This window comes from Flagellimonas marina (assembly GCF_042651185.1).
GTDB classification, from domain to species: Bacteria; Bacteroidota; Bacteroidia; order Flavobacteriales; family Flavobacteriaceae; genus Flagellimonas; species Flagellimonas marina.
On sequence record NZ_JBHSCL010000002.1, the window covers coordinates 419,416 to 434,625 of the forward strand.

13 protein-coding genes are annotated in these 15,210 nt (G+C 43.5%); 6 read left to right on the forward strand and 7 right to left on the reverse strand.

Features of this window, described 5'->3' with window-relative positions; genetic code table 11:
* Window positions 1–79: 79 nt before the first annotated feature.
* The 5 genes from hemW to ACFOWS_RS02065 form a co-directional block, all read right to left on the reverse strand.
* Entirely contained in the window at window positions 80–1,225 is a 1,146-nt protein-coding gene (hemW, locus tag ACFOWS_RS02045) for a radical SAM family heme chaperone HemW (protein WP_379762264.1), read from the reverse strand.
* Between the two features lie 103 nt (window positions 1,226–1,328).
* Entirely contained in the window at window positions 1,329–1,880 is a 552-nt protein-coding gene (gene ruvC / locus ACFOWS_RS02050; protein ID WP_379762265.1) for a crossover junction endodeoxyribonuclease RuvC, read from the reverse strand.
* A gap of 4 nt (window positions 1,881–1,884) precedes the next feature.
* A complete protein-coding gene (locus ACFOWS_RS02055) occupies window positions 1,885–2,361 on the reverse strand; it encodes a hypothetical protein (protein ID WP_379762266.1) in 477 nt (158 codons plus the stop codon).
* 115 nt (window positions 2,362–2,476) lie between these two features.
* Window positions 2,477–4,705, reverse strand: coding sequence for a TonB-dependent receptor (locus ACFOWS_RS02060; protein ID WP_379762267.1), 2,229 nt, complete (start codon window positions 4,703–4,705; stop codon window positions 2,477–2,479).
* Between the two features lie 180 nt (window positions 4,706–4,885).
* Window positions 4,886–5,326 (reverse strand): hypothetical protein, encoded by a 441-nt coding sequence (locus tag ACFOWS_RS02065; RefSeq protein ID WP_379762268.1) that lies wholly within the window; start codon window positions 5,324–5,326, stop codon window positions 4,886–4,888.
* Window positions 5,327–5,440: 114 nt separating this feature from the next.
* Here ACFOWS_RS02065 and ACFOWS_RS02070 point away from each other — a divergent pair, with 114 nt between their 5' ends.
* Window positions 5,441–5,953: a DUF456 domain-containing protein gene (locus ACFOWS_RS02070; RefSeq protein ID WP_379762269.1), complete on the forward strand. Its 513-nt coding sequence runs from the start codon at window positions 5,441–5,443 to the stop codon at window positions 5,951–5,953.
* On the opposite strand, the gene ACFOWS_RS02075 is transcribed toward ACFOWS_RS02070, so the two are convergent.
* Window positions 5,950–6,504, reverse strand: a complete 555-nt coding sequence (locus ACFOWS_RS02075) for a nitroreductase family protein (protein ID WP_379762271.1) — start codon at window positions 6,502–6,504, stop codon at window positions 5,950–5,952. The genes ACFOWS_RS02070 and ACFOWS_RS02075 overlap by 4 nt on opposite strands.
* Window positions 6,505–6,552: 48 nt before the next feature.
* Window positions 6,553–7,440 (reverse strand): LysR family transcriptional regulator, encoded by an 888-nt coding sequence (locus ACFOWS_RS02080; protein ID WP_379762272.1) that lies wholly within the window; start codon window positions 7,438–7,440, stop codon window positions 6,553–6,555.
* A gap of 76 nt (window positions 7,441–7,516) precedes the next feature.
* On the opposite strand from ACFOWS_RS02080, the gene hutH reads away from it, so the two are divergent.
* The 5 genes from hutH to dinB all read left to right on the forward strand — a co-directional run bounded on the left by hutH (window position 7,517) and on the right by dinB (window position 15,200).
* Window positions 7,517–9,094, forward strand: coding sequence for a histidine ammonia-lyase (gene hutH / locus ACFOWS_RS02085; RefSeq protein ID WP_379762273.1), 1,578 nt, complete (start codon window positions 7,517–7,519; stop codon window positions 9,092–9,094).
* Between the two features lies 1 nt (window position 9,095).
* Window positions 9,096–10,322, forward strand: a complete 1,227-nt coding sequence (gene hutI, locus ACFOWS_RS02090) for an imidazolonepropionase (RefSeq protein WP_379762275.1) — start codon at window positions 9,096–9,098, stop codon at window positions 10,320–10,322.
* An 11-nt stretch (window positions 10,323–10,333) separates the two neighbouring features.
* On the forward strand, window positions 10,334–12,337 hold the full coding sequence (locus tag ACFOWS_RS02095) for a urocanate hydratase (RefSeq protein ID WP_379762276.1): 2,004 nt from the start codon (window positions 10,334–10,336) through the stop codon (window positions 12,335–12,337).
* Between the two features lie 4 nt (window positions 12,338–12,341).
* Window positions 12,342–13,313, forward strand: coding sequence for a formimidoylglutamase (gene hutG, locus ACFOWS_RS02100; RefSeq protein ID WP_379762277.1), 972 nt, complete (start codon window positions 12,342–12,344; stop codon window positions 13,311–13,313).
* Between the two features lie 672 nt (window positions 13,314–13,985).
* Window positions 13,986–15,200, forward strand: a complete 1,215-nt coding sequence (gene dinB, locus ACFOWS_RS02105) for a DNA polymerase IV (protein WP_379762278.1) — start codon at window positions 13,986–13,988, stop codon at window positions 15,198–15,200.
* The last annotated feature ends 10 nt before the right edge of the window (window positions 15,201–15,210 follow it).

A 15,210-nucleotide genomic window follows, 5' to 3' on the forward strand; every position in this document is an offset into this window, starting at 1 on the left:
TAAAGTTGAACCAGTAATTAAATCAAATCAATTGAAAAATGCAATAAATAAGGCTTTTTTGATAAATGGAAGGTTTTGGCTACCTCAAGAAAAATAAATCACTCGCAATACCATCCGCTAAAAACTTGCCTTTTTTGGTGGTGAGCAATTTCCCTTCTGAAAGGTGAAGTAAGCCTTGTTCCAAAAATTTTTGGGATTGTTGGTTAAGATACTCCACGTAATTTGTACCGAACTCTGTTGCTATCCGTTCCAAAGAAACCCCCCAAATGGTTCGCAAACCCGTCATTACGTACTCGTTGTAGCGATCGGTTTGGGTCAAGGTTTCGGTTTCGTTGGGCAGTACACCTTCTTCGATGGATTTGATGTATTTATTGTTGTTCCGAATGTTCCAGCTTCGGTGTTCTCCGTCAAAGGAATGTGCGGACGGACCAATACCTAAATAGGTCTTCCCCAACCAATACGAAGTATTGTTCTTGGAAAAATAACCTAGTTTTCCAAAATTGGAAATCTCATAATTGACGAATCCGTTCGCTTCCAATGTATCCACCAAAATATGGAACTGCTCTTGCGCCTGCTCGTCATCCACATCGGGGACAACCCCTTTTTCGATAAACTTTTTAAGGGCTGTTCTGGGTTCCACCGTCAACGCATAGCTGGAGATATGGGGCAAACCAAAGTCCAACGCTTTTTGGATGTTGGTTTTCCAACGACCATTGGACATGCCGGGGATTCCGTAGATCAAATCGATGGAAATATTGTCGAAGTACTTTGTTGCTTCCCGAATACAGTTTTCGGCTTCGGTGGCATTGTGGGCCCGGTTCATCAAACGTAAGTCTTCCTCAAAAAAGGATTGGATGCCGATGCTTAATCGGTTAATCCCAATTTTTATATAATTCGCAAAAAAATCTCTCGACTGCGCTCGAGATGACACCAAATCATCCGGATTGGCCTCCAACGTGATTTCTGGCTGGTCGATTACTTTGTAATTATTGTAGACCGTTTGAATCAACCGTTCAATTTCATCATTGGAAAGCACCGATGGCGTTCCGCCTCCAAAGTAAATGGTTTCCACTAGTTCATTGGGCAACTCCTCCTTGCGCTGCTCCATTTCTTTGATAAGCGCATTCACCATGGCTTCTTTCTTTCCCAATTGGGTGGAAAAATGAAAATCGCAATAATGACAAGCTTGTTTGCAAAAAGGGATATGGATATAAATACCGCTCACTCAATGATCAGTTAACAATTATTATTTAATTCTGGTGGTTTCGAGAAATGAGACATAATTTTTCGCTGGTTCATCTGCTTTGGAATTTGGAGCTTGGGTATTGTTACTTTATTTTATTCGGATTTTGTTTGACAAAGGCCTCCCAACCCGAATAACTTTTCCCGATATCAACCCTGCCCTCATTATAAAAATGGCAAACAGCGGCCGCCAGTCCATCCGTGCTGTCCAGATTTTTAGGGAGAGTCTTCAGCTTGAGCAAACTTTGCAACATTTTGGCCACCTGTTCCTTACTGGCATTTCCATTTCCGGTAATGGCCATTTTAATTTTTTTGGGCATGTACTCGGTAATGGGCACCTGACGGGATAACCCTGCGGCCATGGCCACGCCTTGTGCACGACCCAGCTTTAGCATGGATTGCACATTTTTCCCATAAAAAGGAGCTTCAATGGCAATTTCATCAGGGTGATAGGTATCGATGAGTTCCACAGTGCGTTCAAAAATAAGTTTGAGTTTGGTGTAGGGGTCATCGTATTTTCGGAGTAGCAACTCGTTCATTTGCACAAAGTGCATCTGCTTATTGATGACCTTTATAATGCCAAAGCCCATGACAGTGGTTCCCGGGTCAATTCCTAAAATGATTTTTTCTGTTGCCAAATCGTTAGTTGGTGTTAAGTACCAAGGGTAGCCGGAATCGAAGGCTCACTGGGTTCCCTCTTTTTATGGCCGGTGCCACGGTAGTAAGATCGTTCAATTGCGCAGATATTTTGGTGTTGAAATCTGCTATTTCGTTTAAAACAGCGGTTTTTTCCTCAATATTCAGCACAGAAATGAACCCGTGCTCATCAATCACAAAATCGATATATACCGTATCGTTTAAATCTTGATCTACTTGAAATTCCAAGCTGTCCAAAGCATTGGAAAAAGAGTCCAACATCACATTCTGAAAACACTCGCGCTGGACTTGTTTGGTAGCGGTTTCATCACAACCATCAAAATGGGGGTATTGGTCCACATCGTTCCAATCGATGGCCAAAAGTTCTTCATTGACCAATTTTTGGGTCTTATCTTCCTGAGACATAAAAAGTTCGCAGGAAACCAGCAAGCCAAAAAAGGATAACAACATGTACTTCCGCATAACAGCCCCAAGAATTTGGCTGAAATTACGATTTTTTGCTGAAGATCGGTACAAGTTAAAGAGGCCTGAAAGGATTTCAAGCCTCTTGCTACCTTAATAACCAAGCTAAAAACAATTAAAAACTAACCGAAACCTTCCCCCTCAAATAAAACGGCGTTCCAGGGGTAAAATGAATTTCTTCAAAAGAGTTGGGCTCGTTGAACAAACGGCTTTCGGTGGCAAATTGCGTTTCGTTCCATTCGGTGTCGAACAGGTTTTCCACAATTAACCCGAACGTCCAATTCTTCAAGGTATAATTCAACGTGGCGTCGGCAACAAAATAGCCTTCGGCCACAATGGAATTGTCCTCGTTAGCAGGTCTATCATCAATATATCCGTAATTGATTCCACCGGAGAATCCTTCATTATTATTGCCCAAAGTAAGCCCACCTACCATGGTAAAGTCGGGTGCAAGAGGAATATAATCTTCCCCATCCACTTCTTCTGTGCTTCGGGCATGCGTGTAATTGGCATCAGTATAGAGATATAACCAATCCATTGGTTGGTACCTTGCTCCTACTTCAATTCCCATTCTTCTGGTTTTTCCACTAGGCTCCACTATGGCAGCATCACCAACATACACAAACTCTTGATCCAGGAACAAGGTCCACAAGGTGGTATTCAAAACCAATTTGTCCGCTGGTTTTAAAATGGTTCCCAAATCCACGCCATAAGCTGCGGGCAAAATATCTTCACCCTCATTGGCCACTACCACTCTTGTATCGTTGGAATGAAAACCAATTCCCGTTTTTAGGAAAACTTGCGTGTTTTCGGTAGGGCTGTAAATAGTATTGAACTTAGGACTAAAAGCCACTTTTTCCTCACTTCGACTGTCATACTGCTCGCTAAGGTTGTCAACATAATCGAACCTAAAATAATCCAAACGTACGGCTGGCTCAAAAGTAAATTTTCCCGATTTGAACTCGGCTCCAGCAAAGGCGTAACCATTTACCTCGTCCACATCGCCAAAGGCCAAACGTTCCAACAATTCTTGACGGTTCAAGGTTCGGGATAATTGATTGTCATCCACGTTATCGTATCGAAATCCGATTCCTGCGTTGTATTTGAACCCCATTTCACCTAAACTGGCCGTATTGTTCTGGAAAACAGACTTTGCACCGGCCATCATTCGGTCTTCAAACTGCTTGATCTGATCTCCGTTTACAGAGTCCTCCAAGAAAAAGGTAAAGTTGGAATACAGCTCAAAATCGTAGTGGGACACAAAAGCCATGGTATTAAGCGATTTTCCCGTCCCAAGATTCTTGTTGTGATTCAAAACAAAGTTGTTTCGGCTCGTTTGTCCGCCCTCGGTATCATCAATGGCGCCAAAACGACTAATCAAACCTTGATCCACCGCACGTTGGGGTATTTGTCCTGATGCATCCCACTTGCTGGAAAAGTGCGAAGCCGTCAAAAGCAATTCCTGATCACCGGGCAAAGCATAGCGGTATCTTCCCAAAATATTGATTCGGTTAAAGTTCTGCGGCGATTCAAAGGGTCCATCGGTCAAATACAGTTCCGAAGCTAAATACGCATTGCTGTTTTGGTTGTCCATCACGTTGAGCATGCCCATAAACCTTCGTGCACCAAACTGGCCCACTTCAGTAGACAACATACTTTTGTCCAGACTTTTTCTCAACTTTAGGTTAACATAACCCGCCGTGTTAAAATTACCTTGATCAGCATAATAGGGTCCTTTTCCAAAATTGACATTTTCAATGGTTTCTGGAATCACAAAGTGAAGGTCGGCATATCCTTGCCCGTGGGCATGTGAAACCATATTCACAGGCATACCGTCCACATTGATGGCCACATCGGTTCCGTGATCCACATCAAAACCTCTCAAAAATATTTGCTCCGCTTTTCCACCACCCGCGTGTTGACCAATGATCAATCCGGGAACCTTTCTTAAAATTTCTTGGGATGATTTCACCGGATTGGTTTTCACATCCACATCCACCAATTTGCTCATGGTGTTTACTTCGGATACCAAAACCACTTGATCTAAGGAGATGGAAGCTTCCTTTAAGGTTATCGTTATCGGATTTTGTAGGTCGGATGTACCCACCACCTTGGTTTGAGTGGCATATCCTAACCTAGAAAAATAGATGGTATCATTTACCGAAGTTCTGTCCAGAACAAAATGCCCCGTACCATCGGTATGGCTATGTTGACCACTGGTCTTGTTAAAAATTCCAGCATCTTCTATTGGAGAATCGGCCTCGTCCACCAATTTTCCTTTTACGTTTTGTGCAGCAATCTTGCTCATGCAAAGCATGCACAGTGCCGCCATAAAATATTTCATGTCGTTGTTTTTTAATTTGAATTGTGTGAAAAAAATCTCTCTAATTCATCAAAAAATCATCTTGGGTCATGCCGAACTCTTGCTTGCCATCAGGCACAGCGTTTCAGCATCCCACAACCCCTATTCTGATATTTAGGGTGACGAATTCAATAGGTATTTGAAAAATTAGTTCGGCTTACTTCAACTAAATTGGGGAGGAGGAGAAATTACACTTAGGCACCAAAATGAAGTCATGCTTTGATATGCCCAATTGTCATAACTGATGGGTAGCGTAATTATTTTGGAATCAACGGTAGTTTCATCCGATAAATGTTTGTCCAGCTTTAGGCTGATATCGTCTTTCGATTCTTGTTCATCAGGCTCATTGACCTTCAACAACTCTTTTAAAGCTTCCAAAGCTTCGTGGGAGTGGCCTGCCATGGCCTCAAGGGAAGAGTAGTCTATATCTTCATGATCGTTGGTAAAACTATGGTGATGTGTTTTAGGCCCAATAATATGCGATACTTCGTGCAAAGTTTCCAACACCAATCCGTTAAAAAGACCCAGCAGGTAAAACAGGCACATCGCAACGCACCCCATTTGGATAAGCCTAGATTTTGCAAGCACCCTATTTGTTTTCATGATTGTGTTGTAATCGGTTTCAAAGTTACCTACGAAAAATTTAAGGGTTGGGTTTTATTTTGATTTTGATTGTAACAATTGTCGGCTACATTTGTCTAACAACAAAACACAACCATGGACATTGCACTGCTTATTTTAGGGTTTCTCCTGATGCTTGTGGGTATACTGGGTAGCTTTTTGCCCGTATTGCCCGGTCCACCTATAAGTTGGGTCGGGTTATTGCTATTGTATCTTACCAAAGCAGTCCCCGATAATTGGTGGGTTCTTGGAATTACCTTTATAATTGCTATTACCATTACTATTTTGGATTATGTAATACCCGCAATGGGCACTAAAAAGTTCGGGGGCAGTAAAGCCGGAATGTGGGGTACCATTGTTGGATTGCTCGTCGCCATTTTTGTTCCTGTTTTTGGTCCCTTCGGAATTATTATTTGGCCGTTTGTAGGTGCATTAGTTGGTGAACTGCTGAACAAAGCCAATAAAAAAACTGCCTTAAAGGCAGCTTTCGGTTCGTTCTTGGGATTTTTAACGGGTACTTTTATGAAGTTTGTTGTGACACTTCTTTATGCCATATTCTACGTATACATCACCATAAAATATGCGGGTGACTTATTTACATTTAGTTAATCCAGCCACTCCACTTTGTCGGCGATTGGTGTTCTAGCTGACGGAATCACCTCGCCATCAAAATAGCCCATATAGAAAAAGCCCAGACATCTTTCACCTTCATTTAAATTGAAGAATTCATCCATATATTTTATGAGTCCTGGCGAAGACCAATAACTGCCAATGCCCAATTCGGTACAGCACAACCACATATTCTGCACCGCCATGGCCACGGAGGCAATTTCTTCCCACTCCGGAAGACTTTCTTTTGGGTCCCGCTGCATACAAATCGCAATAACCGCCCCTGAGTTGGATGGGTTAAATTGTAATTTTTTAATTTTTATCTGTTTCGGATTTGGGTCGGTTTCCTCATATTTATTCGAAAGAAAAACACCCAGCTCCTGTTTCTTGTCGCCCGTTAGCACCTTAAAACGCCAAGGTTCGGTCTTCTTGTGGGTAGGTGCCCAGTTGGCCGCTTCCAAAATTTTTTCCAAGGTCTCTTTAGCGATGGGTTTATCAATATATTGGGGAGGGAAAATACTCCTTCTCTGTTTGATCAAATCAAAAATCATAGCTTTTCTTTACGTTGAATCTCAAAGTTACGCCCCAAATTGTTCCCATCATAATTTCTGAAGCAAGTCCATACATTTTTGAAGCGCAGGATTTCGATTATCGGTTTTCCACACCATACTCAATACCGCTCGTTGTTTGATTTTTTTCATTTCGATGAACTTTACTTTCATCTGAAACCCATGTTGAAGCGTTGTCGGCACAATGGCTATACCCAATTTATTCTCGACCAATTTAAAAATGGTCTGTGCATGGACAGATTTATGGGAAACATGGGGAACAAAACCGCTGTCCTCACAAATACTGAGTACCGTATCGTAGTACATGGGACTATAATCTTGTGAAAACAGGATAAAATCCTCATCGGCCACCTGATTGATGTTCTTAAAATGCTTGGCATCCAAAGGATGGTCTTCTGGCAGCACCAAAGAAAAGGTATCCTCAAAAACAGGTTTTACAGCCAATCCTTTAGGTACGCGTGACAAGCGTACGAACCCCAAATCCAACCTGTCGGCCAAAATTGCATTGATCTGTGCTCTATTGGAAAGTTCTTCCAAAGTAGTGTGTACCGTGGGGTACTTTTCTTTCAACCCCAACAACAAATTAGGCACTACATTTTGCATGGCAGAACCTAGAAAGCCTATTCGAACCTCTCCCAATTGTCCATCGCCGATGAGTTTCACCTGTTTTTTGGTCTGCTCCAGATGATTCAGGATAAATTCAACTTCCTTTTTTAAAAATTCGCCTGCGGGGGTCAGACTTACTTTTTTCTTATCTCGCACAAAGAGTTGGGTGCCCAATATTGCCTCCATTTGTTTGATTTGCGTACTCAAACCAGGCTGGGAAATAAACAGCTTTTCAGCCGCTTTTCTATAATGAAGTTCTTCCGCTACAGCCAAAAAGTAGACGAAATGACGAAGCTCTATTTGATAATTCATACTTATTGATTATTACAAAAATAAGTATTGGTGATTATTAATCATAACCTTTAATTTTATTCAAAAGAAAAAACGCATGGCAATAGACCGAACATTTCACTTTGGCGAAGACCATCTAACGGCAAGCATGGCTTTGGGCATGGCCCATGGTACCATAAAAGGTATTTTCTCCGATGCATGCCTGAAAAATGTGTACGCAAGTTACCAACGGGTGCAGCGCATCGTGGAAAAAGGCGATACGGTGTATGGCATTAACACGGGGTTTGGTCCTTTATGCAACACCAAAATTTCCAAGGAGGACACCAAAATCCTTCAATCCAATATATTACAAAGTCATAGTGTGGGCGTGGGTGAACCTATTTCCATGGAATTGGCCAAAATCATGCTCATTCTCAAAATACATGCGTTGGCCAAAGGATTTTCAGGCATTGCCGAAACTACTTTGCAACGCATGTTGTGGCACTTGGATAATGATGCCATTCCCGTGGTCCCCTCCCAAGGTTCGGTTGGCGCTTCTGGAGATTTGGCCCCCTTATCCCATCTTTTTTTGCCTTTGATTGGACTCGGCAAAGTAGAATACCAAGGTAAAACCATCCCAACACAAGATCTATTTCAAGAAACAGGGTTACAACCACTCGTTTTGGGTCCAAAAGAAGGGCTTGCCCTAATCAACGGAACCCAATTTATTGCCGCTCATGGGGTGATGGTGGTTCACAAGCTTCAACATTGCTTACGACATGCCGACATTATCGGTGCAATGATGCTCGAGGGGCTTCAAGGTTCCATGAAACCCTTTTTTGAAGAATTGCACAAACTACGGCCCTTTAAAGGGAATCAACATGTAGCTGGAAGAATCCGAACTTTGCTTCAAGGTTCCGAGATTTTGGAAGACCATATCGATTGTGAACGGGTGCAGGACCCTTACTCCCTACGTTGTATACCACAGGTACATGGAGCATCACGCAATGCTTGGTTACACCTCAAAGAATTATTGGAAATCGAGCTCAACTCTGTAACCGACAACCCCGTCATCATAAATGATGAATTGACTATCAGCGGTGGAAATTTCCATGGTCAGCCTTTAGCCATGGCATTGGATTATGCCGCCTTGGCCGCTTCAGAAATAGGGAATATTTCCGACCGACGCATCTATTTGGCTCTCGAAGGCAACAGTCCCGGTGTCCCCAAATTATTGATGAAGGACACGGGTATCAATTCGGGCTACATGATTTTGCAGTACACCTCAGCCGCTTTGGCGAGCGAGAACAAAAGTTTGTGTTTCCCTGCCAGCGCCGATAGCATTCCCACTTCGTTGGGACAGGAAGACCATGTGAGTATGGGTTCCATCAGCGGGAGAAAGGCACTCAACATCATTGAAAATGTGGAGAAAATACTGGCCATTGAATTATTGACCTCAGCTCAGGCCTTCGAGTACAGAAAACCATTGAAATCGGGGATTCTGTTGGATGAAATCCATACCTTCCTGAGAACCAAAGTAGCTTTTGCCGAAAACGACCGTGTTTTTTCGGATGACATCGAAAAAGGAATCGAAATCATTCAAAATCGGGAAATTATTGATTTGGTAGACCGTGTGATGGATGAAAAACAACTGAAATGGAACACACCGTATCTTGATGAATTTGAAACATACTAAAATGCACAAACCGATTTTAATAGGGCCATTCACCCAATTACTTCCCATGACAGGATTGCCCTTAAAAGGAGCCCTCAAAGATGAGCAATTGCCCATCATCGAAAATGGGGGTATTTTGGTTTCCGAAGGAAAAATTCTCAAAGTTGGTGTTTTTGAGGAGTTGAAATCCGATGATGTCGACATCCATCCTATCGAAGGAACACATGTTTGCCTACCTGGCCTTGTGGATTCCCACACACATATCTGTTTTGGCGGAACCCGTGCACGGGATTACGCGTACCGAAATGCCGGAAAAACCTATTTGGAGATTGCCAAGGCAGGTGGCGGCATCTGGGACACGGTGACCCAGACGCGCAAGTCTTCGCAAGATGAATTGGTTAAAGGCATCATTTCTAGAAGTCAAAAACATTTAAAAAATGGAATCACAACCATTGAAGTAAAAAGCGGTTACGGTCTTTCTGTGGATGAAGAACTGAAGATGCTACGTGCCATCAAACAGGCCAATGAAACTTCGAGTGTTTCTTTGATTCCAACTTGTTTGGCTGCACATATGAAACCTAAGGATTGGAATCAAAACGAAGCTTATTTAGATGTAATTATCAACGAATTGTTTCCTATCATCAAAGCTGAAAAATTGGCCAATCGAGTAGATGCCTTTGTGGAAGAAAGTGCTTTTTCTCCTGAAGAAATCAAGCCCTACTTTATAAAAGCAAAAGAAATGGGGTTCGACATTACGGTACACGCCGACCAATTTACCACGGGAGGAAGTCAAGTAGCGGTAGATTTTGATGCGATAAGTGCAGACCATTTGGAAGCTAGCTCCGAAAAAGAAATCCAATTGTTGGCCAAGAGCAACACCATCGCGACCGCATTGCCCGGGGCATCCCTCGGTTTGGGGTGCGCCTACACCCCAGCCCGTAAAATTTTGGATGCAGGCGGTGCTTTGTCCATTGCCAGCGATCATAACCCTGGGTCTGCCCCCATGGGTGACCTGTTGACACAAGCCAGTATTTTGGGAACATTTGAAAAACTCTCCAATACTGAAGTACTTTCTGGAATCACCTTTAGGGCAGCTGCAGCATTACGATTGGAAGACCGTGGAAAACTGGAAGCCGGCGCACAGGCAGACTTTGTGGTTTTTCCAACGGACAACTACCAAGAAATCACTTATCATCAAGGGCAATTAAAGCCAAGCGAGGTTTGGAAAAAAGGAGCTCCTATCCACTAAAAATTTGAATTATGACTGAATTTCAGCAACAGATACTTCAAGGCATCCCCGAACAACTTCCCGTTAAAAAGCCATACCCCCAAAACGGGAATCCAGCCCCAAAACGGAAAGACATCCTCTCCAAAGAAGAGAAAAAACTGGCCGTACAAAATGCGCTACGCTATTTTCCGGAGGCTTGGCACAAAGAACTTGCCCCTGAATTTGCGGAGGAGTTAAAAACCTATGGCCGCATCTACATGCATCGGTTTAAGCCCGATTATGAGATGTATGCACGGCCCATTTCAGAATATCCTGCCAAAACACATCAAGCAGCGGCCATCATGTTGATGATCCAGAACAATTTGGACCCTGCTGTGGCGCAACATCCCGAAGAACTCATCACCTACGGAGGCAATGGAGCGGTATTTCAAAACTGGGCACAGTACCTGCTCACGATGAAATATTTGGCGGAAATGACCGAAGAGCAGACCCTCCACATGTATTCCGGACATCCGATGGGACTTTTTCCATCGTCCAAAGAAGCGCCCAGAGTGGTGGTCACCAATGGCATGATGATTCCGAACTACTCCAAACCTGACGATTGGGAACGCTTCAACGCACTGGGCGTCACTCAATACGGACAAATGACGGCCGGTTCTTATATGTACATTGGTCCACAAGGCATTGTCCACGGAACAGCTATTACCGTCATGAATGCTTTCCGGAAAGTATTGGACAAAAACGAATCGCCCGAAGGAAAAATATTTTTGACCGCTGGTTTGGGTGGTATGAGCGGCGCACAGCCCAAAGCCGGAAATATTGCTGGTTGCATCAGTATTTGTGCAGAAGTCAATCCTGAAGCTGCCAAAAAACGTCACGAACAAGGTTGGGTGGATGAATTGTTGGCGGATTTGGACCTATTGGTCGTCCGAACCAAAGAAGCCGTGGCAAACAACGAAGTAGTTTCCCTGGCCTACCTTGGCAATGTGGTGGATGTTTGGGAACGCTTTTACGAAGAGGGCATTTTTGTGCATTTGGGATCCGATCAAACCTCCTTGCACAATCCGTGGGCGGGTGGCTATTATCCTGTTGGACTTTCTTTTGAGGAATCCAACGCTTTGATAGTTGACAATCCCAAAGCATTCAAGGAAAAAGTACAGGAATCGCTTCGTAGACAAATCAATGCCATCAACAAACACACGGCAAAAGGCACCTACTTTTTTGATTATGGCAATGCCTTTTTACTGGAAGTTTCCCGAGCAGGCGGCGATGTGATGGCTGAAAACAACATTGACTTCAGGTATCCGTCCTACGTTCAGGATATTTTGGGTCCAATGTGTTTTGATTATGGTTTTGGCCCTTTCCGATGGGTTTGTACGTCGGGAGACCCAAAAGATCTTCAAAAAACGGATGCCATTGCCTTGGAGGTGATGAAAAAGATAAAATCCGAAGCTCCAGAAGAAATCCAACAGCAAATGCAGGACAACATCAAATGGATTTCGGAAGCGGAACAGAACAAATTGGTGGTAGGTTCGCAAGCTCGAATCCTATATGCCGATGCCGAGGGACGCAGCAAGATTGCAGATGCCTTTAATACCGCTATTGCCAAGGGTGAAATCAGCGCTCCCGTGGTATTGGGTCGCGACCATCACGATGTAAGTGGAACAGATTCACCATTTCGAGAAACCAGCAACATCTACGACGGTAGTAAATTTACCGCGGATATGGCCATTCAGAATGTGATCGGAGATAGTTTTAGAGGCGCCACTTGGGTATCCATCCATAACGGTGGCGGCGTAGGATGGGGCGAAGTAATCAATGGTGGATTTGGCATGGTGCTCGACGGTTCCAAAGAAGCTTCCAACCGATTGAAGAAAATGTTGTTTTTTGATGTGAACAACGGTATTTCCCGCAGAAGTTGGGCCCGCAACAAAGAAGCCCGCTTTGCCATTGAACGAGAAATGGAACGCTCTCCAAATTTAAAGATAACTTTGCCCTATCTTGTAGATTCCGATATATTGGACGACCTTTTTTAATGTGATGAAACACTACGAACCCCCGAAAAAAGACCTTTGGACCGGCAGAATCTCCAATAAATGGCTGTATCTGCACGAAAAAGTACATTGCACACCCTTGGAAGAACTTCCCGAAGCCCAGAAAAAATCAGTTGCCCTTTTGGGCTACGCCTGCGATGAAGGGGTACGTCGAAACCAAGGTCGGGTTGGGGCTATTGAGGGTCCCGATGTAATCAAAAGCAGTTTTTCCAAAATGCCCAACCATTTGGGCAGTAACGTTTTGTTACATGACGTGGGCTCTATTGTTTGTGAAGAAGGCGACATGGAGTCTACACAAGAACAACTTGCTGAAGCAGTTACGACTCTTTTAGATAAAAAACAGTTCCCGATTGTTTTGGGTGGCGGGCATGATATGGCCTACGGCCACTACAAAGGCATCAAAAAATACTTGGATTCTAAAAAAGAAGGTCAGACTATCGGCATCATCAATTTTGATGCGCATTTTGATTTGCGGAAAAATGCAGAACAAAGCAATTCGGGCACCCCATTTTATCAGATTGCGAAAGATTGCGAAAAAAAGGGTATCGATTTTAACTACCTCTGCCTCGGTATCCGAAAAGATGCCAATGACCGAAACCTCTTTCAAACCGCAAAGGACCTTGACGTGATTTATGTGATGTCCGAAACCTTTCAACCCACGTTTTTGGAAGAAATCACCACTTTTATCAATGCTTTCACCAAAAATGTGGACCATATTTATGTGACCATTGATTTGGATGGTTTCTCCTCGGCTTTTGCCCCTGGGGTGAGTGCTGCTTCTCCCATGGGTTACAACCCCTACATGGTTGTGGAATGCTTAAAGACCATCATTAGCTCCGGAAAATTAATCAGTCTGGATATCGCCGAGATGAATCCGAAGTATGATATTGATGGACAAACGGCTAAGCTGGCGGCTTCTTTGGTGCATCATGTGGCGCATAGCGTTTCTGGGAGTTGACAGTATTGTCAGGTCGAGCGGTCATATCGAGCGCAGTCGAGATGCGAGACCAAATATCTAGTTTGAGATTTCTCACACTCTCTTAGCTCCCTCGCATGCTCGGGACAGGGGTTCGAAATGATATCACGCACAAAAGAAAATCAATTGGTCATTTCGAAATGAGGAGCTTAGCGACGATTGAGAAATCTAATTGTCATTCTAAGTGAAGAACCTTATATGCTGACAAAGTATGGTTTGACACGAATTGCTCGAATTTATACTAATACTTTAGTATCTGTCACCTCGAGTCTTTGGACTTCGTTCAAGATAAACTTAAGTCGAGAGGTCTTGTTGTCTAGGGTCTCGACTGCGCTCGAAGTGACATTATCACTCAATTTATTAGGAAAGGATTCCGCTTTTCAGCGGAATTTGTTCGACCTAGCATTTTGAACAAGTTCAAAACTGGGTCTCACGAACAAAAAAAGCCTTCCAAAAGGAAAGCCTTTCATTGGCGAGCATCGGTTTTGATGCTTCAACCTGATTCCAATCATCGCGACTGGAATCCAACACAACGGGACAAAGATATAATGATTTTTCGGAAAAAATAGCAGTGAGGGTTATCCATATTTATTTTATGGATTATTTCCATTTTATAGGAATATTTCCATAATTTAGCTTTCCTTCAACTGAACAATGGAAAAGACGATTTTGCATCTAGACTTGGATACATTTTATGTATCCGTGGAGCGCATCATCAATACAGAGCTTAAAAACAAGCCCTTATTGGTGGGTGGTACCAGCGACCGTGGTGTGGTTGCCGCTTGCAGCTATGAAACCCGAGGCTTTGGGGTGCATTCGGGCATGCCCATGAAAATGGCCAAAGAACTTTGCCCGGAGGCCGTAGTCATCCGTGGCAATGCTGGAACATACAGTAAGTATTCAGATGTAGTCACGGAAATCATCAAGGAACATGTCCCCCTTTTTGAAAAATCGAGCATTGATGAGTTTTATGCCGACCTATCAGGTATGGACCGATTTTTTGGTTGCTACAAATATGCTTCCGAAATGAGACAAAAAATCATTCGGGAAACAGGCCTGCCCATTTCGTTTGGTTTATCGGTGAATAAAGTGGTTTCCAAAGTGGCCACTAATGAGGCCAAACCCAACAATCAGCTTAAAATCGATTTTGGTCTTGAAAAACCTTTTTTGGCTCCGCTTTCCATCAAAAAAATACCGATGGTGGGCGATAAGACTTATCAAACCCTTCGCAATTTGGGTATACGGCAGGTGAAAACCATTCAAGATATGCCCATGGACATTATGCAAAGGGTTTTGGGCGCCAATGGTGGATTAATCTGGAAAAGAGCCAATGGTATTGACAACACCCCTGTGATTCCATTCCACGACAGAAAATCCATTTCCACTGAGCGAACTTTTGACCGAGACACTATCGATGTGATAAAGTTAAGGGGCATCTTATTGGCCATGACCGAAAACTTGGCCTACCAATTGCGGCGTGGAGATAAATTAACGGCCTGTATCGCCGTGAAGATTCGATATTCCGATTTCAACACCTATTCCAAGCAGCTTCGCATTCCGTATACCAGTGCTGACCATGTGCTTATCCCAAAGATTTTGGACTTGTTCAACTCGCTGTACAACAAGCGGATGTTGGTACGCCTCATCGGAATTCGATTCAGTCATCTGGTGTCTGGAAATTACCAAATCAACCTTTTCGAGGATACCGAAGAGACCTTGAACCTCTACCATGCCATGGACTATGTTCGAAACCGGTTTGGTAGCCGAAGCGTGCTACGTGCCTCTGCCATGGGCGCAAAGACCATTGGAAGTATGCACAACCCCTTTAATGGGGAACCGCCTGTGGTTTTGGCTCACAGGAAACAATGAGCAATTTCCA

Excerpts from the sequence above, each read along its gene's own strand:
- ACFOWS_RS02080 (WP_379762272.1), bottom strand. The coding sequence starts at position 7,440 with ATGAATTATCAAATAGAGCTTCGTCATTTCGTCTACTTTTTGGCTGTA.
- hutI (WP_379762275.1), top strand. The coding sequence starts at position 9,096 with ATGCACAAACCGATTTTAATAGGGCCATTCACCCAATTACTTCCCATG.
- dinB (WP_379762278.1), top strand. The coding sequence starts at position 13,986 with ATGGAAAAGACGATTTTGCATCTAGACTTGGATACATTTTATGTATCC.
- ACFOWS_RS02060 (WP_379762267.1), bottom strand. The coding sequence starts at position 4,705 with ATGAAATATTTTATGGCGGCACTGTGCATGCTTTGCATGAGCAAGATT.
- ACFOWS_RS02095 (WP_379762276.1), top strand. The coding sequence starts at position 10,334 with ATGACTGAATTTCAGCAACAGATACTTCAAGGCATCCCCGAACAACTT.
- ACFOWS_RS02075 (WP_379762271.1), bottom strand. The coding sequence starts at position 6,504 with ATGATTTTTGATTTGATCAAACAGAGAAGGAGTATTTTCCCTCCCCAA.
- ACFOWS_RS02070 (WP_379762269.1), top strand. The coding sequence starts at position 5,441 with ATGGACATTGCACTGCTTATTTTAGGGTTTCTCCTGATGCTTGTGGGT.
- hutH (WP_379762273.1), top strand. The coding sequence starts at position 7,517 with ATGGCAATAGACCGAACATTTCACTTTGGCGAAGACCATCTAACGGCA.
- ACFOWS_RS02055 (WP_379762266.1), bottom strand. The coding sequence starts at position 2,361 with ATGCGGAAGTACATGTTGTTATCCTTTTTTGGCTTGCTGGTTTCCTGC.
- ACFOWS_RS02065 (WP_379762268.1), bottom strand. The coding sequence starts at position 5,326 with ATGAAAACAAATAGGGTGCTTGCAAAATCTAGGCTTATCCAAATGGGG.
- hutG (WP_379762277.1), top strand. The coding sequence starts at position 12,342 with ATGAAACACTACGAACCCCCGAAAAAAGACCTTTGGACCGGCAGAATC.